The 21444-nt window shown below is 61.6% G+C and carries 16 protein-coding genes; 10 read left to right on the top strand and 6 right to left on the bottom strand.

Annotation, left to right across the window (positions count from 1 at the left end):
• Positions 1 to 137: 137 nt before the first annotated feature.
• Positions 138 to 1142, top strand: coding sequence for a hypothetical protein (locus tag RWL87_RS00560; protein WP_313968559.1), 1005 nt, complete (start codon positions 138 to 140; stop codon positions 1140 to 1142).
• A 150-nt stretch (positions 1143 to 1292) separates the two neighbouring features.
• Here the strand turns inward: RWL87_RS00560 and RWL87_RS00555 are convergent, their stop codons facing one another.
• On the bottom strand, positions 1293 to 2828 hold the full coding sequence (locus RWL87_RS00555) for an aminopeptidase P family protein (protein ID WP_070687483.1): 1536 nt from the start codon (positions 2826 to 2828) through the stop codon (positions 1293 to 1295).
• A gap of 215 nt (positions 2829 to 3043) precedes the next feature.
• Between RWL87_RS00555 and RWL87_RS00550 the strand changes: the two genes are divergently transcribed.
• Both RWL87_RS00550 and RWL87_RS00545 read left to right on the top strand, forming a co-directional pair.
• Complete coding sequence (locus tag RWL87_RS00550) at positions 3044 to 4015, top strand: PHP domain-containing protein (RefSeq protein WP_313968558.1); 972 nt, start codon at positions 3044 to 3046, stop codon at positions 4013 to 4015.
• A gap of 177 nt (positions 4016 to 4192) precedes the next feature.
• Positions 4193 to 5017: an S-layer homology domain-containing protein gene (locus RWL87_RS00545; protein ID WP_070507628.1), complete on the top strand. Its 825-nt coding sequence runs from the start codon at positions 4193 to 4195 to the stop codon at positions 5015 to 5017.
• 53 nt (positions 5018 to 5070) lie between these two features.
• Here RWL87_RS00545 and RWL87_RS00540 read toward each other — a convergent pair whose 3' ends face one another.
• The 5 genes from RWL87_RS00540 to RWL87_RS00520 all read right to left on the bottom strand — a co-directional run bounded on the left by RWL87_RS00540 (position 5071) and on the right by RWL87_RS00520 (position 12546).
• The gene (locus tag RWL87_RS00540) at positions 5071 to 6729 is read right to left on the bottom strand and encodes a transcriptional initiation protein Tat (RefSeq protein WP_313968557.1); all 1659 of its coding nucleotides are present in this window, start codon (positions 6727 to 6729) and stop codon (positions 5071 to 5073) included.
• A 627-nt stretch (positions 6730 to 7356) separates the two neighbouring features.
• Positions 7357 to 8628, bottom strand: coding sequence for a site-specific DNA-methyltransferase (locus RWL87_RS00535; protein WP_313968556.1), 1272 nt, complete (start codon positions 8626 to 8628; stop codon positions 7357 to 7359).
• Between the two features lie 8 nt (positions 8629 to 8636).
• The gene (locus RWL87_RS00530; RefSeq protein ID WP_313968555.1) at positions 8637 to 10322 is read right to left on the bottom strand and encodes a DEAD/DEAH box helicase; all 1686 of its coding nucleotides are present in this window, start codon (positions 10320 to 10322) and stop codon (positions 8637 to 8639) included.
• Between the two features lie 511 nt (positions 10323 to 10833).
• Positions 10834 to 11061, bottom strand: a complete 228-nt coding sequence (locus RWL87_RS00525) for a DUF3107 domain-containing protein (RefSeq protein ID WP_296546467.1) — start codon at positions 11059 to 11061, stop codon at positions 10834 to 10836.
• A 222-nt stretch (positions 11062 to 11283) separates the two neighbouring features.
• Positions 11284 to 12546, bottom strand: coding sequence for a glutamyl-tRNA reductase (locus RWL87_RS00520; RefSeq protein ID WP_313968554.1), 1263 nt, complete (start codon positions 12544 to 12546; stop codon positions 11284 to 11286).
• Between the two features lie 369 nt (positions 12547 to 12915).
• Between RWL87_RS00520 and hemE the strand changes: the two genes are divergently transcribed.
• The 7 genes from hemE to hemB all read left to right on the top strand — a co-directional run bounded on the left by hemE (position 12916) and on the right by hemB (position 21391).
• Positions 12916 to 14094, top strand: a complete 1179-nt coding sequence (hemE, locus tag RWL87_RS00515) for a uroporphyrinogen decarboxylase (protein ID WP_313968553.1) — start codon at positions 12916 to 12918, stop codon at positions 14092 to 14094.
• A 130-nt stretch (positions 14095 to 14224) separates the two neighbouring features.
• Positions 14225 to 15775 carry a protoporphyrinogen oxidase gene (gene hemG, locus RWL87_RS00510; RefSeq protein WP_313968552.1) on the top strand — a complete coding sequence of 517 codons (1551 nt, stop codon included), beginning with the start codon at positions 14225 to 14227 and terminating at the stop codon, positions 15773 to 15775.
• A 115-nt stretch (positions 15776 to 15890) separates the two neighbouring features.
• Positions 15891 to 16718, top strand: coding sequence for a hydrogen peroxide-dependent heme synthase (hemQ, locus tag RWL87_RS00505; RefSeq protein ID WP_313968551.1), 828 nt, complete (start codon positions 15891 to 15893; stop codon positions 16716 to 16718).
• Positions 16715 to 18154, top strand: a complete 1440-nt coding sequence (locus RWL87_RS00500) for a ferrochelatase (protein ID WP_313968550.1) — start codon at positions 16715 to 16717, stop codon at positions 18152 to 18154. Before hemQ ends, RWL87_RS00500 begins: the two co-directional genes overlap by 4 nt.
• A gap of 162 nt (positions 18155 to 18316) precedes the next feature.
• Positions 18317 to 19453, top strand: coding sequence for a hydroxymethylbilane synthase (locus RWL87_RS00495; RefSeq protein WP_313968549.1), 1137 nt, complete (start codon positions 18317 to 18319; stop codon positions 19451 to 19453).
• Between the two features lie 5 nt (positions 19454 to 19458).
• A complete protein-coding gene (locus RWL87_RS00490) occupies positions 19459 to 20334 on the top strand; it encodes a uroporphyrinogen-III synthase (protein ID WP_313968548.1) in 876 nt (291 codons plus the stop codon).
• A 55-nt stretch (positions 20335 to 20389) separates the two neighbouring features.
• Complete coding sequence (gene hemB, locus RWL87_RS00485) at positions 20390 to 21391, top strand: porphobilinogen synthase (protein WP_313968547.1); 1002 nt, start codon at positions 20390 to 20392, stop codon at positions 21389 to 21391.
• Positions 21392 to 21444 lie beyond the last annotated feature (53 nt).

Raw genomic sequence — 21444 nt, 5'->3', positions numbered from 1 at the left:
CTTACGCCCCGTTGGTACTGCGTGTACGTGCCCTCTACATTCGCTCTACGCCGCGCCCCTACGCAGGGTTCTATGCCGCGGGAGAGCACTGACCGCCTCACCCCTCACGGTTTTTGACGGGCGGTAGAATAGGAGCCATGACTTCTAACCTGCCGAATATTCCCTCGACCCCGCCTTCTTCGTACTTGGCGTCGCGCCTGGCGCAGGCTCAGGGCAAGCCCCTGCCCGCCGGCGAGGCGATCGCTTCCTTCGTCCGTCACGATGATGCGCTCGCCGCTTTTGACGTGCTCAGCGAGCAGGATTACCCGGTCACGGCGCTGTACCTGGTCAATGACGGTATCCGCCAGGTGGAGTACCCGGTACCGTTGCCCTATGGTCGTCTCTTGACTTTTGCGGCACTTCGAGGCGCAGGATTCGGCGCGGTTTTTTCACTGCTGATGATGGCCTCGACTAATGACTCCTCTGCTGTTGAGGTAATAAAGTATGTGTTGCTGTCGATTGCCGCGTTTGTGCTTTGGCAGATGTACATTCTGCGTCGCTCCCACGGCAGTCGCCACCCGATACGTACTGAGTCAATCCCCTCGCGTACCGTGATGTACGCCCTGCCGGAGTACGCTCAGGATGCGCGCCGCGTGCTGGGTGCGCACCCTCGCTTCTCGGCGGCGGTTGCGGCTGCGCGTGCGGCGGCAGCCCCGGAAGCTTCGCAGGCGCGTGCCGCCCAGAGCACGGTCTCGATGAACGGCGCCCCGGTTCCGACCGGCGCCCCGAAGGCACCCTCGTACCGTGCGCAGGCGGGTAGTCAGCCGGCACCGAACCAGAACCTGCCCGAGCGTGATACTTCCGCGCAGGATGCGGTGGCTCAGAGCGCGGCGCAGAACATGCCCGCGCCCACCCAGCCTACGCAGACTGTTCAGCCCGCTCAGACTTCTCAGACTTCTCAGACTGCTAGCCAGGAGCCGGCAAACACTGAACCGGCGACCGCCCAGAAGTCGGAGCCGCAGAAGCGCCCGGCTCAGCGTTTCGGTCTGCGTGTGGACGACCCGGAAGAGTACGCGAAGCTGATTCAGCCCAAGCCGCAGCGTCCGACTCCGCGCCCGCAGGGCCTGCACGATAAGAACCAGCCCGCCAAGGACTCCGAATAACCTCACGCCGCAACGGCGGTAGCCGCCCGTAACAGCTCATACGGCAGGCATAGAAGACACGCGAAAGCCCCTCACCGAACGAATCGGTGAGGGGCTTTCGCTACGCATTATCGTCAGACCGTACTAGCCGGTACAGTCCGGTGGGAATGGTTAAGCCTCCTTGGAGAGCTTCGCCATCCACTCCTCAATGCCCTCAACGGTGCGGGGCAGTGCAGCGGACATGTTCACGTTGCCGTCCTCGGTGCAGAGCACGTCGTCCTCCAGGCGGATACCGATACCGCGGTACTCCTCGGGAATGGACATGTCCTCTTCCTTGAAGTACAGTGCCGGCTCAATGGTGAAGACCATGCCCGGCTCCAGCTCAGCCCACATGTACAGTTCAGCCTTCGCCTGCGCGCAGTCGTGCACGTCCAGACCCAGGTGGTGGCTGGTGCCGTGCGGCATCCAGCGGCGGTGCTGACCGCCCTCAATGGTGAGGGAAACCTCGGCAGAAACCGGCAGCAGGCCCCACTCTTCCAAGCGGTGAGCCAGAACCTCCATTGCGGCGTCGTGAATCTCGTGGAACTTACGGCCCGGCTTAGCCACCTCGAACGCTGCGTCAGCTGCGTCCAGCACAGCGTTGTAGACCTTCGCCTGAACCTCGGTGAACTTGCCGTTCACGGGGAAGGTACGGGTCACGTCTGCGGTGTACAGGGTGTCGTCCTCAACGCCTGCGTCCAGCAGCAGCAGCTTGCCGTCATCGACGGTGCCGTTGTTGCGGATCCAGTGCAGGATGGTTGCGTTGTTACCGCACGCTGCGATGGTGTCGTAGCCCAGGTCGTTACCGTCGGTACGTGCCACGGAGAAGAACGCGGTCTCAACGACGCGCTCGCCGCGGTGGTGCGCAACAGCCTTAGGCAGCTCGCGAACGACCTCTTCGAAGCCCTTGACGGTCAGGTCAACGGAACGCTGCAGGTTCTCAACCTCGATAGCGTCCTTGATCAGGCGAGCCTCGGAGAGAGCCACGGCAAGCTCGGAGTCCAGCTTGTCAGCCTGCTCCAGCTCCACGCCGGTGTTGTAGCGGGAGGTGTCAACCAGTGCGTCAACAGCCGGGTCAACGTTGCGGACCAGGCGGATGTTCACGCCGCCCAGGCCCTGGTTGCCGGCGTTCTTGGTGATAGCAACCTCAAGCTCGGACAGGTCGCGGGTACGCAGACCGTAACGCTCGGAGAACTCCTTCAGAGTGGGGCGGGGGCCAACCCAGAACTCGCCGTAGCGTGCATCCGCGTAGAACTCTGCGGTGTCGCGGCCAGCCAGCGGGCGGAAGTACAGGGTTACTTCGTGGTTGGAGCCGTTGTCGCCGGTGCCCTCTTCGACGGGCTCGAAGACCAGCACGGCGTCGGGCTCGTGGTCGATGCCCAGACCGGTCTGGTGCGCAAACGCCGAGTGCGGGCGGAAGCGGTAGTCGCAGTCGTTGGAGCGGACCTTCAGCGGGCCCGCGGGCAGGACGAGGCGCTCGCCGGGGAATGCCTTGGAGATCTTGGCGCGGCGCTCAGCTGCGTAGTCTGCTACGGGCTCGCGGGTGTAGCCGTCATCTTCGGCAGGTGCCCAGTTTGCGGCAATGAATTCGGTGAATGCAGACGCCTTGGGGGTGCTGCGGTGGTCAGTCTTCTGAGCTTCGGTGCTCTTCTCGTTGTTCTCAGTCATGGGTTAATCATATCGTCTTCAATACTGGTGGGCAGGTGTTTTAGCGCTTTTGACCATAAGAGAGGGCGCGGTGGGTCAGAATATATCTTTGACCTGCGACCGGGTGCCCGATATTGCGCCGCCGATATTGGTAGGGTTGAATCAGAAGAGTAGATGACATGCTTAAAACCCCGCTGAGGCGGCGACGAACTAGCAGGGGCGGGGAAGGAGAGAATATGACGCAGACAGAACACCTAAACAGTGCACCTAATACGAAGCAGGCACCGCAGCCCGCTGAACCGGGCGCGCCTGAAAGCCTGAACCCTGCCGGACGCTACGACCTGCATATTCACTCCGCTATTTCTGACGGAACGCAGAGCCTGACCGAGCTGGTGCCGCTGATTGCTCGCACCGGGTTGGCGGGTTTCGCGCTGACTGATCACGATACGACGGCTGGGTGGGCGCAGGCGGCTCAGCTGGCGGATGAGTACGGTCTGGATTTTCTGCCGGGTGCCGAGTTCTCTTGCCGTTACCGTTACACCGACGGTGGGGGTCGTGCACGCACGAAGACCATTCACCTGCTTGCTTATGGTTTTGATCCGGTGGGTTCGGAGTTGGCGCGCCGTGTGGAGGCGATTCGTGCCAGCCGTGCGGGTCGCGCGCAGGCTATTGTGCAGCGTCTTGGCGCTGACTACTCGCTGACCTGGGACGACGTGTTGGCGCAGGTGGGGGAGGGGAACACGGCGGTGGGTCGCCCCCATATTGCGGACGCGCTGGTTGCTGCCGGTGTGGTTGCTGATCGTTCTGAGGCTTTCGCGAAGCTGCTGTACACGGGCAGCCCCTACTATGTGCCGCAGGAGGCGCTGGACCCGTTGGAGGCGGTGCGTCTGGTGCGTGAGGCTGGGGGCGTGCCGGTGATTGCGCATCCGATGAGTACGATGCGTGGGCCTGCGTTGAGCCTGGAGTACCTGGGTTTGATGGTTGAGGCTGGCCTGGCGGGTGTGGAGGTGTACCACCGCGAGAACTCCGCGGAAGACCGGGCGCGCCTGCTGGAGTTTATTGAGCGTCAGCGTGCGGCGGGCCGTGAGGTGCTGGTGACGGGTTCGAGCGATTATCACGGCGCGGGTAAGCCGAACCTGCTGGGTGAGAACACGACGGATGCGGCGACGGTGGCGCGTATCCGCGAGCAGCTGGCGGCACAGCACTAAGACGAAAAAGAGTGGGGCGGGTTCCTTGATGGGGAACCTGCCCCGCACTCTTTTGTTTTCACCTCATTGCATATTCTCTAAATCTCTACCTGAAGGTTAGGATTTTTGATACGCTGAGAACGTTCTACTCATGAGGGTGCACAAAGATTGTGTCCCTCTGTTCATGAAGGAGCTAGGATGCTTCGACAATTATTCGCCCGTCCTACGAAGCGGGCTATCCAGGCTGGCGGCACGGTACTGCTGGCTGGCGCCATGGTGTGCGGCAGTGTTCCGGCGTATGCCACCGGGCATTTGAAGCCTCACGAGGTGACCCCTATTGTGCAACCGGACGAACCGGCAGTGACCTGTAACGACCGCGCAGAATATGAGTATTATCGGCAAGATGGCGAGTTGGGGCGTCGCGTTATCTTTAGTTGGGCACAGTGTGTTGGTCTGATTTCTGAGCGTCAGAAGTACAAAATGGTCAAGAAAGATAGTGTTATTTCTCGCGGCCAGTTTGTGGAGTATCTATACCGTCTGTCAGGTTCTCCCGAAGTGAAGAATCTTCCGGCTCAGTCTCCGTATGGTGATATTAAGACTGATGATCCGCGTTTTCCCGTGGTGATGTGGGCTCGTCAGCGGGGCATTACCTGGGGTTGGAGTGATGGGAATTTCCATTACGATACCCCTGCTAGTGAGGCTGCTACTGCCTTGATGGTGTATCGATTGGCGGGTAGTCCAAACGTAACGGTAGAAGTAGACGATCCTAATGCCTATTTCCTATATACTCCTTGGAAGGAAAAATGGCCGAATATGCCCTATAATTCGGAGCTTCATAAGGCATACACCTGGTTATACTATGGTCTTCAGAATCCAAATAATAAAGATTCTGTCGAGAACGTATCGTATCGACAGCATGGTATCGTATCACCTAATGATGAATTTGAGTGGTTGACTTACGCTACGTATGAGCAGGCCTTTGAAGTGATTCGTCTGGCAGATAAATCTTTCAAATTTAAATAAGAAACGTATCCCCGCTTATGTATCAATACATAAGCGGGGATATGTTTATGAATTTATTCCACAACTATATATTCTTTTTTATTGGAAGTTCCCACTGGAGTCTCAGTAGATTTATAGACATACTGATTAATTTCAATCTTGTAGGGTGGGTTCAGGGAATTTTTAATAGAAAACTTCCATTTATCGTTCAGAACCTTGGGTTTAGGTTTGTTATTGTCTTCGTAGTCCATGTGGCATTCGTCGTATGCATTGGCTCCAATAATATTCAAACGCCTAACACTACCTTCAAGATAGAAGCCCCACAGTGAAGCGAGGATTCTTTCTAGGGGTACTTCTTGGCTTGGCCCGTAGGGGTTGTCTGAGCGTACTCCTGTAAAGGTGCAGTCGCTAGCCCATGAGCTGATATACCAGTTCGCTGCCTCATGATTACCCGCTGTACCTGAGACTGCGTCATGCCAGCTGGAGGATTCACCGATACAGCCTACATAGTTATTCCGCGGCATGAGGGCGAACCATCCGTGGCCGCCGTTCTCTTGTGCCGTGCATCCTTGAAAGAGGTTACGAGTTCCGGCGACATACCATCCAGCACCGGCTTTGGCGGTGTATTGATCGTCGGACTGATCCTTTTTCCGCGTTACGTAGATAGGATTTTTTGGTACGGAGCGACGGTTGTACCAACTGGTTGACCCAAAGAATTTGCATTGGGAGGCGTAGATTTCAATTCCGGCATAGTTTTTATTTGAAAGATTGGCATCAGAGATATCTACTGTAAAGAACTTATTATCTGCACCGCCAGGATTATTGTCATCTATCCTGCGCAACGGATGACCGACAGGTTTGCCAACCAGCAAGCCTTGACGCAAAGACTTACGGACACGAATTTTATCAACTTTCATACCGCGGTCATGAAGCCCCAAAATCGCAACGCCCATATCTACATCCCAAATTTCTAGGTTAGAGAGGGAAGGGACAGCCTCAGGGTCATTGGGCTTACCCGTAAACTCAGTATGTAGAATAATGCCTGCCACATGGGCTAGCGGTGCCCTAGTATGCGTATTATCCCTAAGTTGATCTACGTTGATATGCCCTTTTTGAGGGCTCGTGCGAATCCACATATCACGCACTCCGAAGCGCATTGGACGATTATTTGTCGCATTAGATATCGGATTTTGATAAGTTCCCGTATGAAAAACACCGAAACATTCATCAGAGGTACCCGCTGCCTTGGTAAGCGCATCTGTGGGCGTCGCAATAATTCGGGTGGACATTCCATGGCCGAAAAACTCCACCTTATCGAGCAAGTGAATGAAGGGGTGCGACACCTTGTAAATACCGGCAGGTAGCTCAATTGACCCTCCACCGAGCCAATACAGGCGCTCTGCCAGCTTATTCAGCTGATCGGTGCAGTCCACCCCGCCCGTGGGGTCTACGCAGTAATCCAGAACATTAACGTGAAGGCCGTTCTTCGCAAGATTATGGGCTGTGTACTCCCTCGCAGTATCAGTGTACGTGAGATATTGCAGACGCTTATTGAACTCGTCTAGCCGCTTCTGGGTATTTTTTACCCATTCTGGGGCGCGAGTCATGAACTCTTCAGTCTTATTTGCTTGCTCCGCATGGGCTGGGGAGAAAGCTGAGACCCCTGCAGTGGTTGCGGCAAGAGCTCCTCCTGCAAAAAGGGCGCGCCGCGATGGCGCATGATATTCAGACATCGATGTCTCCTAGAGGTGAGTGAATTATTCGCCCTTCATCACGACGAAGTGATGTTAGTGGGCGGATACTTTCTGCACGTAGCACCGTGCTGCGTTGCAGAAGGTATCTCTAGTGTGTATCGCTTTTTCTTCTCTTTGCAAGAAAATTTATGATTTTTACATAAATTCGTTTCAAGTTTTACGTAAATATTTTAATTTTCTTCAATGTGTTAATGAGGTATATAAAATCTATTGCCTTAAATATTTTTAATATTAAATTAAAACTAAAAAGAATCATAAAGCATAATTTCGAACCCTCGTTGGGAGGAACGTCATCACAACATCCCCAGTGGTTCGGAATTGCGCCGGGCATATGCCTGGCTGGAATTTAGCGGGATGGCCGAACGTATTTAGCTGGTGACGTTGCAACTGTTGACGAGCTGTGGTTCGATGCATGGCATTTCAAGCCACTCATATACAGGCTTTGGAGGTGTTGCGTTTAGCCGACACTCGAGGTGCATTATAAAGAGAAGGCACCTTAGAACAGAACACTAGAGCAACACAAAAGAGTGTGGGGCGGGTTCCTCATCAAGGAACCCGCCCCACACTCATAACGCGTAACTCTCACGAACACGTGGAAAAGACCGCCTAGACGCTCTCACGCGACGCATGATGCTGCAACACCGCACCCGCCGCCGCCGCATCCAGCTGCGCAGCCGCACGCGCCGCACGAGCCTTCGCCCGCGCCTGATGCTGACGCTGACGACGCAACTCATCACGCCCATCAATACGCATCTTCTTATCCACCGCATCCATCGACCAGTGACGCACAAACCGACACGACGCACCCTCAACAGGCTGCGTAGTCTCCGTCAACGTATCCAACACGGCCTTGAGCGCATGACGGCTCGCCGCCGTCAACGCATCACGACTCGTACCGCCACGAACACCCACCGTACGCTTCGGCGTGAACAACACACTCGCCCCACGCGGCACACCACGGTACGCCTCAAAAGACACCGGATCCACGCCCAGACGCTTAGCCATCACCTCAATCGCCGGCGGGTTCTGATCCACACACACGAACTTACGGCCCAACTGAGCCGCCGCCGCACCCGTAGAACCAGAACCAGCGAAGAAATCCAACACCCAATCACCCGGGCGGGAACTCGCCGCAATCATACGGCGCAACAGACCCGTAGGCTTCTGCGTCGGATAACCCGTCTTCTCCTTACCCGTAGGCGACACAATCGTATGCCACCACACATCCGTAGGGAGCTTACCGCGAGAAGCCTTCTCCTCAGTCACCAGGCCCGGAGCCATATAGGGTTCGCGATCAACCTCCGCAGTATTGAAGTAATAGCTGCGGTGATCCTTCGCGTACACCAGAATATTGTCGTGCTTGGTCGGCCAGCGGCGCGTTGACTTCGCACCGTAGTCGTACGCCCAAATTAGCTCATTAATGAAGTTCTCACGACCAAAAATCATGTCGCACATGATCTTCACGTAGTGCACTTCACGCCAATCCAGGTGCAGGTACAGGGTGCCGTCCTGCGCGAGCAGACGATGCGCCTGCTCAATACGCGGAGCAAGGAACGCCCAATAATCCTCGAACGAGTCGTTATAGCTCGCCAGGGTCTGCAGGGTGCTCGAATAGCTCTTGCCCTTAAAACCGGTGCGGTCACCCTTCTCAGAAGCCTCCGCGCTCAACGTGCGGCGTGTCTGCTTCTTACCCGTATTGAACGGCGGGTCAATGTAGATGACAGTGAACGCACCATCGGGCAGCTCACGCAGATACTCCAAGTTATCTGCCTGCACCAGCAACGACGGGCCCTGCGGGTCGAAAAGCGCCGAATCTGCGGGGTTCGCCTCAGCGGCAGGGGAGGGTGCGGCGGGCGTCGGGGATGCTGAAATACCCAACCCCGGCCCTAGCCTTCAGAACCAGCACGGTCAGCGCCACGGCCCTTACCGCGCGAACCCTCAGCACGGGAGCCTTCAGCACGGGAGCCTTCAGAACGGCGGCGGGTACGGCGGCGACCCTCACCCTCCACCGGCTGACCCTCAACACGGCGGGTACGGCGACGCTGGCGAGGCGCACACTCAGAACGCTCAGCAGAACGTTCGGAACGCTCAGTGCGCTTGCGGCCCTCGGAGCGGCTACGGCGCTCGCCGCGGCCCTCACCGGAACGACCCTCACGGCCACCGTCGCGGCCACCGCGAGAACGGCGCGAACCCTTCTCACCGCTACGGCCACCCTCACGGGAACCGTCACGGCCACCGCGAGAACGAGCCGGACGGCCATCACGCGAGTCACGGGCACTCTCAAAGAACTCATCGCCCATGCCCTCAGCCACACGCTCCTCGCGCGGCAGACGGCCCTTAGTACCAGCCGGAATGTTCAGGTCATAGAACAGGTGCTCAGAGGAAGAGTAGGTCTCAACCGGCTCGGGAACACCCAGCTCCAGGGCGTCGTTAATGACCTTCCAGCGCGGCAGGTCATCCCAGTCAACCAGGGTGATGGCGGTACCCTCATTGCCCGCACGACCGGTACGACCGGTACGGTGCAGGTAAGTCTTCTCATCCTCGGGCACGCGGTGGTTAATCACGTGGGTCACGTCTTCAACGTCAATACCGCGAGCCGCCACGTCGGTAGCGACCAGAATATCGACCTTGCCGGTGCGGAACGCCTTCAGCGCCTGCTCACGCGCAACCTGGTTCAGGTCACCGTGCAGGGGAGCGGCAGCGAAGCCGCGGTTCACCAGCTCCTCCGCCACACGGGCAGCGTCACGCTTAGTCTTGGTGAAGATGACGGTACGGCCACGGCCGGTAGCGCGCAGAATGCGGCCAATCATCTCGTCCTTGTCCAGGTGGTGCGCACGGTAGACAACCTGGCGAATCGACGCCTTAGTCTTCGAAGCGTCCTCGGGGTCAGCGGCGCTAATGCGCATGGGCTTGGTCATGTACTGGCGTGCCATCGCAATGACCGGGCCGGGCATGGTCGCGGAGAACAGCATGCTCTGGCGGTCCTCCGGCAGGTAGCTGAGGATCTTCTCAACCGAGGGCTGGAAACCCAAATCCAGCATCTCGTCAGCCTCATCGAGGACCACAATCTTAACCTGCTTCAGGTTCAGGAAGCCCTGCTGGTACAGGTCGATAATGCGGCCGGGGGTACCCACCGCAACCTCCAGGCCGCGGCGTAGCAGCTCAGCCTGAGGCTCAATCGGCACACCACCGTACAGGGTCGCGACGCGGGCGTTGCGCAGCTTCGCAGCAATCGCCAGGTCCTCACCCACCTGAATGGCAAGCTCACGGGTCGGAACCAGAATCAGCGCCTGAGGTGCGCCGGGGTGCTCCAAATCAGCCCAGCCCTCATCGTCGCGGCCGACCACACGCTGAATGGTGGGCAGACCAAAGCCGAGGGTCTTACCGGTACCGGTCTTCGCCTGACCAATGATGTCCTGGCCAGACAGAGCCACGGGAAGAGTCAGCTCCTGGATGGGGAAGGGGGAGGTAATGCCAACCGCCGCGAGGGCATCGCTAATATCCTGGCGAACGCCGAAGTCGGCGAAGGACTTTGCAGTCTGAGTGGTTTCCTGCGTGTTCGTTTCAGTCACTGGACCGTATCTTTCTACCCCTGTTCGGGGTGTGTTTCTCCCCGTAACGGGGGTGTACCAGCCAGCGCCTCAACGGTGGAGACGGTGACGGGCGGGCGTCGAAAGCCGGCCGCGGGAAATTCTTACACGGGAAATTCTTGCCGAGACGCCGCCTGCACACATGCTCAATGCACATGGTTAGTGCTCATGGTTGATTCATGATGAGGTGCAGCCTCGGGGTCTTGAAAGGGGTACGACCGGTCATTCACTTAACCCCTCAATATTAACCCGGATTTGCTTCCGACGCACCCCCGACCGGCTGTGGTGTGCACCCGTGATGGGCGATATACCGCCCCAAAACCGGGTATTGCGAGGTTTTTGTGTAGGTGGTTTAAAACGCAAACCCCCGCATTCGGCACGGCGTAACCGTACGGCGCAGAAAGCGCACGCACACAGCGCATAAAGCGCGGCTACGCATCGTGACAGATGCGGGGGAAAGCTAAAGCTAAAGGGGGCTCAGCCGGCTGAATACTTAGGCGCCGATACCGAAACCAACGTGACGCTTAGCGTCAGAACCCAGCTCAACATAGCCGATCTGAGCGCCAGAAATCAGGGTGGTGTTGCCCTTATCGTCAGTAATCTGCAGCAGAGAGCCGTCCTCAATCGCCTTAGCGACCTTCTCGGTGATAACGTCCTTGGATTCGCTGGTCTCAACAACGATTTCGCGGGCGATGTGGCGAACGCCAATCTTGATTTCCATGAGTCTCCTCGCAGAATAGTCCGGCGCCGCTAAGCGCGCGCCGGGTATGGGAACTGTCTTATCTAGCATCTACTCTAGCGTGAATGCGCCCATTAGCACCTGGAATAGGGGATGCTTCGCCGGGGGCTAATAAAATACTCCGTCAGCAGAGCGCCGCGAGAGCACCGCGTCACGCATGAAAATGCGCGCAAAAACGCCGGGAAGAGGGGCGGGGGGAGGCTCCTAAGACTCCTCCACCTGAATACCGTAGAGAGTCTCCAGCGCCTGCACGTAATCCTCCGCGCGGCCCTCAGCCGCAAGCTTCTTGGCGCGCACCGTCGGGGTGTGCAGAAGAGACTTCACCATGCGGCGCATTGCCAGCTCAAACTGCTCCGTCGCTGCACCACAACCAAACTGGTTACGCACCTTCTCCAGCTCAGAATCCAGCACATCCAGCGTGTGTGAGCGCAGCGCAACAATCGCGGAGTCAATCGTGCGTGAACGCTGACGAGACACAAACGCCGCCAGCTCAGACTCCACGATGCGCGTAGCCGTCGCCACGGATTCCTCGGTTTCCTCGGGTGCGGCAAGGCGCACCGACTCGAGGGTAATCAGCTCAACGTTCGGCAGGTCGGCAACCGACGGGTCAAAGTCACGCGAAAGCGCCAGATCAAGAATCGTGTGGTGGCCGGCCGGAATCTGCTCGGGAAGCAGCGGATCGGAACCGCCGGAGCAACCAATAATGACGTCAGCCTCAGCCATCGCCTGCTCCATGCCGCCCTCGGGCACCGCGAAGACGTCGCGCTTTGCCGCGAACTCGGGGGCACGACCCGAACGGGAATTTACCCAAATATCGGTGCAACCGCGCTCACGCAGAGCCGCAATGGTTGCGCCCGCATAGGCGCCCGTACCGAAAATCAGGGCGCGGCGGGTCGACCAGTCCTTCTCGGCAACCTCATCCGCAAGGTCCAAGGCAACAGACACAATCGAGCGGCCCTGGGCGCCAAGCGCCGTATGCTGACCTACCTGACGAGCCGTATGCGCCGCATGCTCAAAGAGCTGCACCAGCTCACCCGGAAGGGTTACGCCGTCCTCCTGAGCCTTCGCCTGAGCGGCAGCCAGAGCGCGGCGCACCTGACCGGCGATTTCGCGCTCGCCCACCACGGCAGACTCCAGGCCGGAGGCGACCGTCAGCAGGTGGCGTGCCGCCTCCTCATCTGCGTACAGGTCAAAGCTGGAGGCAACCAGCTCTTTGTCCAAGCCGGAGGTCTGCGCAATCGAATCAACAATCAGCTCACGAACCATGGGGACATGGGCAGACACGTGCAGCTGAACATACATTTCAAGACGGTTACAGGTGGCAAGAACTACTGCACCCTTAACACCGAGCTGACGCGCTACATCCGCCGCCAGAACATCGGGTACGCCGGAAGCACCGGCGCTCAACGCAGCGACGGTGGTCAAATCAACGGTGTGGTGCGATGCCACAAATGCATAAGTACTCACTAGAGACTAATCATAACCACGCCCACTAAGCCCCTGTAAAGCTTATAGAACCTAAGTTCACGGCTCCACGCGGCTTAGTGGGTGCCACATAGCGGACAGGAGGCGGGGGAATCTGCGGGGGTGCGGGTGCGGTATTTCAAAAGCGGGGGAGGGAAGAATATCTCGGAATGTGATGCGGCGTATTCGGTGCCTCACCTGCGTATTCTTCGCGTCAACAAGGGGTCTAATAGGGCATATGCAGGGTGTCAGCAGAGCTCTAGTAGGTGCAAACTAAGGTGTCCCTCACCACTAAGAAAGTCACCATTAGGTAAAAGTCACCATGACAAAGTGTCGCAAAAACACCCACATAAACCTGTCACACTAGACACTATGAGCGAAAACCAGCACACCACTCCCGCGTCGGCAGAAGGCGCCGCACAGGCACCCGCCCTGCCCGCACACCCCACCGACGCCCAGCGACCCCTGCTCACCGACGAGCAGCTCGCACACCTACCCGCCAACCACCCCCTGCGCGCAGGCACCGCCGCAGACTCGCCCATGCTCCGCGCCCTCACCGGCCGCCCCTCCAGCCACCGACCCGTCTGGTTCATGCGCCAGGCAGGCCGCTCCCTGCCCGAATACCGTCAGGTACGCGAAGGCATCCCCATGCTGGACGCATGCCTCACCCCCGACCTCGCCGCAGAAATCACCGTGCAGCCCGTCCGCCGCCACAAGGTCGACGCCGGCATCTTCTTCTCCGACATCGTCATCCCCATGAAGCTCGCGGGCGTCAACGTCGACATCGTTCCCGGTAGGGGCCCGGTCCTCGACCAGCCCGTACGCACCCTCGACGAGGTGCGCGCCCTGCCCGAACTCAAAGACAGCGACCTCGACCCCATCCGCGAAGCCGTCGCCGCAACCGTAGAAATGCTCGGCGACACCCCGCTCATCGGCTTCGCCGGAGCGCCCTTCACCGTCGCCGCCTACATGGTCGAAGGCGGCCCCTCCCGCGACCACCTGCGCCCGCGCACCATGATGCACGCCGACCCCGCCGCCTGGCACGAACTCGCCGCCTGGGCAGCCCGCACCGCAGGCCAGTTCCTGCGCGCGCAGATCGAGGCGGGCGCATCCGCCGTGCAGCTCTTCGACTCCTGGGCAGGCTCCCTCGGCGAAGGCGACTACCGCCGCTACGTGCAGGCGCACTCCGCAACCGCCCTCGATATGGTGCGCGAATACGGTGTGCCGCGCATTCACTTCGGTACCGGCACCACCGCGCTACTGCCCGCCATGCACGAAGCCGGTGCAGACGTCATCGGCGTGGACTACCGCCTGCCGCTGTCCGCAGCGAACACCCTGCTTAACGGTGCAGTACCCCTGCAGGGCAACATCGACCCGGCACTGCTCGCCGCAGGCACCGAAAACCTCTACGCACACGTAGACAAAGTGCTTGCCGAAGGCAACGCCGCCCCCTCGCACGTGGTCAACCTCGGCCACGGTGTACCCCCGACCACCGACCCGCAGGTGCTCACCGACCTCGTGGCATACATCCACGAGAAAACGGCGAACTAAAGCGACGGACCCGCGGGGCTAACACATATCAGCACCGCAGGATACCGCCCCTAAAGCACCAATCCCAGCACACGCTGATAGAGCACAAAGCCACCGGGCAGACCCGCTGACAGACCAAAGGAGAACCACCATGGGCCACACCAACCAGGCACCGCACCGCACCGCACAGGTCAGCTCCTCCGCCGCTACCCAGAACGCACGAGCATACAGCCGTAACGAGAAGGTACCCACCGCCATTGTTATTGGCGGCGGCCCCTCCGGCCTGATCTCCGCGCGCCGCCTCGCCGCAGCCGGTATGCGCGTTACCCTGCTTGAACAGCGCCACCACCTCGGCGGTGCCGTCGGTGCCCACGAAGTTGGCGGACTGCTCCTGGACTCCGGCGCGGAATCCTTCGCAACCCGCAGCCCCATCGTGAGCGACCTCGTCAAGGAACTCGGCCTGGGCGACCAAATCGTCACGCCCAACTCCTACGGCTCCTGGCTGTACCTGCCGCAGGGCGCCCGCCGCACCCCCAGCACCGGCATCATGGGTATCCCCGGCAACGTTAACGACAAGTCGCTAATCCCCGTCATCGGTAAGAGTGGTCTACGCCGCGCCCAGGTGGACAAGTTCCTGCCCGTCTCCGCGGGTGAGAATGCAAAGACCCTCGGCGAGCTCGTGCGCATCCGCATGGGTCAGAAGGTCCTCGACAACCTCGTCGCCCCCGTGGTCTCCGGTGTGTACTCCACCCACCCCGACAAGCTCGACGTGGACGCCACCATCCCCGGCCTGCGCGCGGCACTGCGCAAGCACCGCTCCCTCTCCGCCGCAGCGGCAGCATTCCGCTCCGCAGCACCCGCCGGATCGCAGGTTGCGGGCATCGTCGGCGGCATGAACCAGCTGTCTGAACGTCTCGTCGAAGACCTGTACGCCGCCGGTGTTCGCATCGTCACCGGATTCGACGTCATCGCCGTAGACCGCGACGAATCCACCGGCCAGTGGTTTATCATCCAGCGCCACACCAGCGACGGCGAAAACACCCCCCTCTACGCCGACTACCTGGTGCTCGCCACCGACGGCCCGACCGTAGCACGACTCATCGGCCCGCACGTCTCCACCGCGCTACCCGCCCTGGAACCCGGCCCCGAAGTCGCCCTCGTCACCCTCGTCGTTGACGCCCCCGACCTGAACAAGCATCCGCGCGGCACCGGCCTGCTCGTCTCCGAACAGGCAACCGCCGTACGCGCCAAGGCACTCACCCACGCCACCGCCAAATGGCAGTGGGTGGCAGATGCCGCCGGCCCGAACCGCCACGTGGTACGCCTGTCCTACGGCCGAGGCGGAGAAGACTCCCGCTTCTCCGAGGTTGCCCTCGCTGACGAGCAGCTCATCACCCTCGCACTGCGCGATGCAAGCCGCATGATGGACGTAGCCCTCACCCACAGCAACCTCATCGACGCGGACGTCGTACGTTGGCGCGGCGTACTGCCCGCCTCCACCCCCGGCCACCGCGACCGAGTCAAAGAATTCCGCGAACGCGCCAGCGAACTCGGAACCCTCAGCACCGTCGGCTCCTGGGCGGCCGGATCCGGTCTAGTCGTAACCGTCAAAGACACCTACGAGCAGATGGACCGCCTTATCTACCACGCCGCACAGGACTGGGAAGGCATCACCGCCCCGCAGGTCGCAACCGCCAAGTAACGGCACCGCAACCACGCAAACCAGCCAACAACTAAGCCAAAAATTTGAGAAAATGCGCAGCTACGGAAGCCGCGCCTCCAGCACAGCGAACCCTCGCTGAAGAAAGGAACACACAATGTCTCACGATCACGCAGCACACGGCGCACACGGCGGCCACGGTCACGGCGCAGGTCAGGGCGGCTACACCCACGCCGGCCACGGCTACGGCGGCGCCCCCAAGGGCTACGCAGTCCAGCACTCCGCAGCTGACGAGAACCGCCGCGGCCGCGAAGAAGGCGAAACCCTGCACTACGCCCTCTACACCGTGTTCGCACGCTCCGGCGCACGCCCGGCAGAGGCTAACACCGACGAGGCTCGCGCCGAGTTCGAGAAGGTCGCCGAGCAGCTGGCTGCCGAGGGCGTGACCCTGCGCGGCATCTACGACGTCTCCGCAATGCGCGACAACGCCGACATCATGATCTGGACCCACGGCCAGAGCCCCGAGAAGCTGCAGGCAGCCGTGCGCAAGATCCGCCGTACCGCACTGTTCGCAGGCACCACCATCGTCTGGTCCACCATGGGTGTTCACCGCGAGGCCGAGTTCACCCGCAACCACGCACCCGCCTACGCCCGCGGCAAGGCCCCCGAGGCTTGGGTCTGCGTGTACCCCTTCGTGCGCTCCTACGACTGGTACTACATGAACCCCGAGCGTCGCGCCGAGATGCTGAAGAACCACGGCATGAAGGCCATCGACTTCCCGCAGGTTCTGGCCAACACCGTCGCATCGTTCGGCCTGAACGACTACGAATGGGTCCTCGCCCTCGAAGCACCCGAACTCGTGGACCTCGTCGACCTGATGCGTCACTTCCGCAACACCGAAGCACGCCTGCACGTTCGCGAGGACACCCCCTTCTACACCGGCCGCCGCATCGGCGCAGACGAAGTAGCAGAGGTTCTGGCGTGAGCCATCAGCCGAACGACGGCGTAACCCTTAACGGCACGCTCCTGCCGGACGACGTGGTGCCCAACCGCACCGACCCGGTGAACACCGCCTCCAACGGCCCCGCCGCGCTCAACGAGCAGACCCTCGGCGACTACCGAAGCGAACGCAGCATCACCCGTGACCGTGCCGAAGAGGCACGCCCCTACGACCTGGTGATTCTCTCCTCCTTCGGCGGCCCCGAGGGGCAGGAGGACGTCATCCCGTTCCTGCGCAACGTGACCGCCGGCCGCGGTATTCCGGATGAGCGCCTCGAAGAGGTCGCCACCCACTACCGCGCCAACGGTGGTGTCTCGCCGATTAACGAGCAGAACCGTGCCCTGCTTGCTGCGCTGCAGCAGGCGCTCGCCGAGCGCGGCCCGCACATCCCGATTACCTGGGCGAACCGCAACTGGAAGCCCTACGTGAAGGACGTGCTCGCTGAGGCTTATGAGAACGGCCACCGCAACGTGCTCGTGCTGGCGACCAGCGCCTACCCCGGCTACTCGAGTTGCCGCCAGTACCGTGAGGACTACGGCATCGCGATTGAGCAGCTCGGCCTGGAAGGTCGCGTGCATGTGGGTAAGATTCGTCAGTTCTTTGACGTGCCCGGCTTCTCCCGCGCTTTTGCCGACGGACTGAAGGACGGGCTTGCCACGGTCCGCGAGCAGCTTGCCGCACGCGATAGCGGTTCGCTGAACCCGCGCCTGCGCATCATGTTCTGCACCCACTCGGTGCCGACCTCCGCCGCGAACGAGGCCGGCCCGCGCGGCGTGAACTACGAGGGCGGCTCCGCCTACGTGGAGAAGCACCTGCAGGTCGCCCGCGCTGTGCTTTCGCTCGTGCGCGATGAGGCCCCGCAGCTTCTGCAGAACGTCGAGTGGGAGCTGGTGTACCAGTCCCGCTCCGGCCCGCCGTCCATGCCCTGGCTGGAACCGGACGTCAACGACGCGCTGGAGGCGCTGCCCACCCCCGCCAACCCCGGCGAGGACGGCGAGGCCCCCGTGGAGGGCGTCGTGCTGGTACCCCTCGGCTTCGTCTCCGACCACATGGAAGTCAAGTGGGACCTGGACACCGAGGCGCTGGACACCTGCGAGCGCCTGGGCGTGGTCGCGGTACGCACTCCCACCCCGGGTACGCATCCGGCGTACGTGGAGTCGCTGCGCCGCCTCATTGAGGAGCGCGTGGAGAACGGCGTTCCCGCCGACCTGCGCCCCGAACGTGAGAGCGTTCTCGCCCCGAGTGCGAGCGGTCAGTACGGCTGGTTCGACGAGTGCGAACCGGGCTGCTGCAAGCCCGGCCGCGGCGCGCCGAAGCCGGTTATTGCCGAGTACGCAGCCGGTGCTAGTACCGCCGCTTCTGAGGATGCTCCCGCCAGCCGCTCCGGTGGATGCGGCTCCGGCGGATGCTGCTCCCACTAACACCACCCCTGTAGCTCCGGCTCGCCCAACCACCCCATCACCGGGGTGCGCGGGCGGGTCGGAGCGCACGTGCCTACAAGCCCGCACACAGTTGCAGGCACAGCTCAACGCACAGACACATGCACCTACGGGCTATCACACACATCACCGACAAGGAGAGATATGAGCCATCACGAGTACATCTTGGGCACCCGCGGGTCTGCTCTCGCCCTGACCCAAAGCCGTATCGCTGCTGAAACCGTCACCGCCCTCTACACCGAACACCAGGCGCACCACGGTACCGCAGATGCCGCTGAGGTCGTGGATTTCACCCTGCGCACCGTCAAAACCGAAGGCGACGTGCTCACCGGACCCCTGGCAACCCTCGGCGGCACCGGCGTATTCGCCGCCGCCCTGCGCCAGCGCCTGCTCGACGGCGAGAACGCCTCCGAAGAAAACCGCGTGGACATGGCAGTACACTCTCTCAAGGACCTACCCTCCGCGCCCTGCCCCGGCCTGGTTATCGCCGCAACCCTCAAGCGTGAAGACCCCCGCGATGCTCTCGTGGCACGCGACGGCCTGACCATCGACACCCTGCCGGAAGGCTCCCGCGTGGGCACCGGCTCGCCGCGCCGCGCCGCCCAGCTGCGCGCCCTGCGCCCCGACCTCGAAATCGTGGACATCCGCGGTAACGTGGGCACCCGCATTGGCCGCGTCAAGGGCCTCGAAGAGCACGCCGGTAAGCAGGTCGTGCTCCGCCAGAACACCGAAACCTCCGAGCGCGCCGACCACGGTGTAGGCACCGAACGCAGCGGCGACTGCGACGCCGTGGTGCTCGCCGTCTCTGGCCTCAAGCGCCTGGGCAAGGAAGAACTCATCACCGAGTACCTTGACCCCACCCGCATGCTGCCCGCCCCCGGCCAGGGTGCGCTCGCCCTGGAAGTGCGCGAAAGCGAATTCGAGAACCCGGACCCCGCCGTGCTCGCCGACCCCGAGGTAGCGCGCCCGGTGCGTGCCCTCGGCCGCGCCCTGCTCGCCGCAAACCACCACGAAACCCGCCTCGCCGTCAGCGCTGAGCGTGCCCTGCTGCGCCGCCTCGAAGCCGGATGCGCCGCGCCCATCGGCGCGTACGCGCAGGTGGTTGAGGGCGACCTGGTGCTCAGCGTTGTGGTGGCGTCCCCGGATGGCACCGACATGTTGCGCCACACCTCCGCAACCGCCGAACTGGACGTGCCCGGCGCCGAACGCCTGGGCGTGCGCGTGGCAGAAGACCTGCTGCAGATGGGTGCCGCCGCCCTTGCCGGTTTGGATCTGAAGTAGGGGTCATGTCTGCCGCTAGTCCGCAAGCTGAGGCCCCGGAAACTGAATCCCCGGAAACTGAGTCCCCACGCACGGTTCTGCTGACCCGCTCAGCCGCCCAGGGCGCCGCCTTCGCGCGCGCCCTCGCAGAGGAAAGCGCACAGAACGGGTTGGGGGAGTGTCGGGTACTCTTCGCACCGCTACAGCAGGCACGCACCGTCGAGCCGAGCGAAGACCACGCCGCCGCGCTGGAGGCGCTCGCCTCCGGCCACTACGCGTGGGTGAGCTTCACGAGCGCCAACACGGTACGCGCCTGCGCCGAACTGTGGGGCGATGAGTTTGCCCGCGCGGTTCGCGCCGGGGGAGCGCGGGTTGCCTGCGTGGGTGCGGCAACTGCCCGTGCCGTACACGATCAGCTGGGGCTGGACACGGATTTTCAGCCGCAGGTGCAGAGCGCGGTGGGTATGCTCGCGGAGTTCGGGCAGCCCGTAGATGAAGCCCCCGCTGTGCTGGTTCTGGAGGGCTCCAACGCCCGCCCGACCCTGCGCGAGGGTCTCAAGGACTTGGGCTGGAACAGCCATCGCTGCGTGCTCCACGACATGGTGCCCGCCGAACAGGTGGCGCCCGGCGAGCTGAGCCTCAGCGCTGCCCGCGCGCTCGTGCAGGGGAACACATCTGAGGCGAGCGCCCCCGAAACCCCCGCGCCGGATGTGCTCGTGGCGACTGCCCCCTCCCGCCTGCACGCCCTGCTGGACGGCGCACTACCGCCCGAATCGGTGCCGCCGGTGGTGGCGATTGGGGCGAGCACCGCCTCCGCATGCCGCGCCCTGAACCTGCGCCACGTGCAGGCTGATTCGCCCTCCCCACAGGATTTGGCGCGCGCCGCTGCGTCCCTTATGTAGGCGCATCCCTCATCTAAGACTTCACAATATTTCGCAAGAATTTTCAGGAGAGATCATGAACCTCACCCGCCGTCCCCGCCGCCTGCGCACCACCGCAGCCATGCGCTCCCTCGTCGCCGAGACCACCCTGCGCCCCTCGCAGCTGATTCAGGTGTTCTTCGTGCGCGACGGCATTGACGAGAAGCAGCCGATTCGCTCCATGCCCGGCCAGTACCAGCACACCCTGGAGAGCATCATTCCCGCCGTGCGTGAGGCGTACGAGGCGGGCATCCGCTGCATTGACCTGTTCGGTATTCCCCGCGACGAGGATAAGGACGAAATCGGCTCGACCGCCTGGGATCCGCAGGGCATCCTGAACCGCGCGATTGCCGTGTGCCGTGAGGAGTTCGGCGACGACCTGGTGGTCATGGCTGATACCTGCCTGGACGAGTTCACGAGCCACGGCCACTGCGGCGTGCTGGTCGATGACGGCCACGGCACGCTCGTGGTGGATAATGACGAGACCGTTGAGCTGTACTGCAAGATGGCGGTTTCGCAGGCTCGTGCGGGTGCGCACACGGTTTCGCCTTCGGGTATGATGGACGGCCAGATTGCGGCGATGCGTGCCGCCCTGGACGAGGCCGGATTCGAGGACGTGTCGATTCTGGCGTATTCGGCGAAGTACGCTTCGGCGTTCTTCGGCCCGTTCCGTGATGCTGTGGAGTCGACCTTCAAGGGTGACCGTAAGACCTACCAGCAGGATCCGGCGAACCGCCGCGAGTCGCTGCTGGAGGTGCGCGCTGACCTGGAGGAGGGCGCGGATATGGTGATGGTTAAGCCTGCAGGCAGCTACCTGGATATTGTGCGTGAGGTGGCGGAGTTTTCTCCGGTGCCGGTGGCTGCGTATCAGGTGTCGGGTGAGTACGCGATGATTGAGGCGGCTGCGGCGAACGGCTGGATTGACCGTAAGGCTGTGGTGTTGGAGTCGCTGCGTTCGATTCACCGCGCCGGTGCGGACGTCATCCTGACCTACTACGGTACGGAGGCGGCGGGCTGGCTCCGCGAGCTGGACGACTAACCCCTCCCACTTTTAATGCCGAGAAGCCACATGTGTTTCGAAAAGCCACATCT

The sequence above is a fragment of the uncultured Rothia sp. genome, assembly GCF_963555405.1.
Classification (GTDB): Bacteria; Actinomycetota; Actinomycetes; order Actinomycetales; family Micrococcaceae; genus Rothia.
Note: the sequence above shows the minus strand (reverse complement) of the source record. Positions and strands in the feature narration are given on the sequence as shown.

Bases quoted from the DNA above. Each gene is read 5' to 3' on its own strand.
- RWL87_RS00490 (WP_313968548.1), top strand. From the start codon at position 19,459: ATGTCTGCCGCTAGTCCGCAAGCTGAGGCCCCGGAAACTGAATCCCCG.
- RWL87_RS00555 (WP_070687483.1), bottom strand. From the start codon at position 2,828: ATGACTGAGAACAACGAGAAGAGCACCGAAGCTCAGAAGACTGACCAC.
- hemQ (WP_313968551.1), top strand. From the start codon at position 15,891: ATGTCTCACGATCACGCAGCACACGGCGCACACGGCGGCCACGGTCAC.
- RWL87_RS00540 (WP_313968557.1), bottom strand. From the start codon at position 6,729: ATGTCTGAATATCATGCGCCATCGCGGCGCGCCCTTTTTGCAGGAGGA.
- RWL87_RS00495 (WP_313968549.1), top strand. From the start codon at position 18,317: ATGAGCCATCACGAGTACATCTTGGGCACCCGCGGGTCTGCTCTCGCC.
- RWL87_RS00545 (WP_070507628.1), top strand. From the start codon at position 4,193: ATGCTTCGACAATTATTCGCCCGTCCTACGAAGCGGGCTATCCAGGCT.
- hemE (WP_313968553.1), top strand. From the start codon at position 12,916: ATGAGCGAAAACCAGCACACCACTCCCGCGTCGGCAGAAGGCGCCGCA.
- RWL87_RS00560 (WP_313968559.1), top strand. From the start codon at position 138: ATGACTTCTAACCTGCCGAATATTCCCTCGACCCCGCCTTCTTCGTAC.
- hemG (WP_313968552.1), top strand. From the start codon at position 14,225: ATGGGCCACACCAACCAGGCACCGCACCGCACCGCACAGGTCAGCTCC.
- RWL87_RS00550 (WP_313968558.1), top strand. From the start codon at position 3,044: ATGACGCAGACAGAACACCTAAACAGTGCACCTAATACGAAGCAGGCA.
- hemB (WP_313968547.1), top strand. From the start codon at position 20,390: ATGAACCTCACCCGCCGTCCCCGCCGCCTGCGCACCACCGCAGCCATG.
- RWL87_RS00525 (WP_296546467.1), bottom strand. From the start codon at position 11,061: ATGGAAATCAAGATTGGCGTTCGCCACATCGCCCGCGAAATCGTTGTT.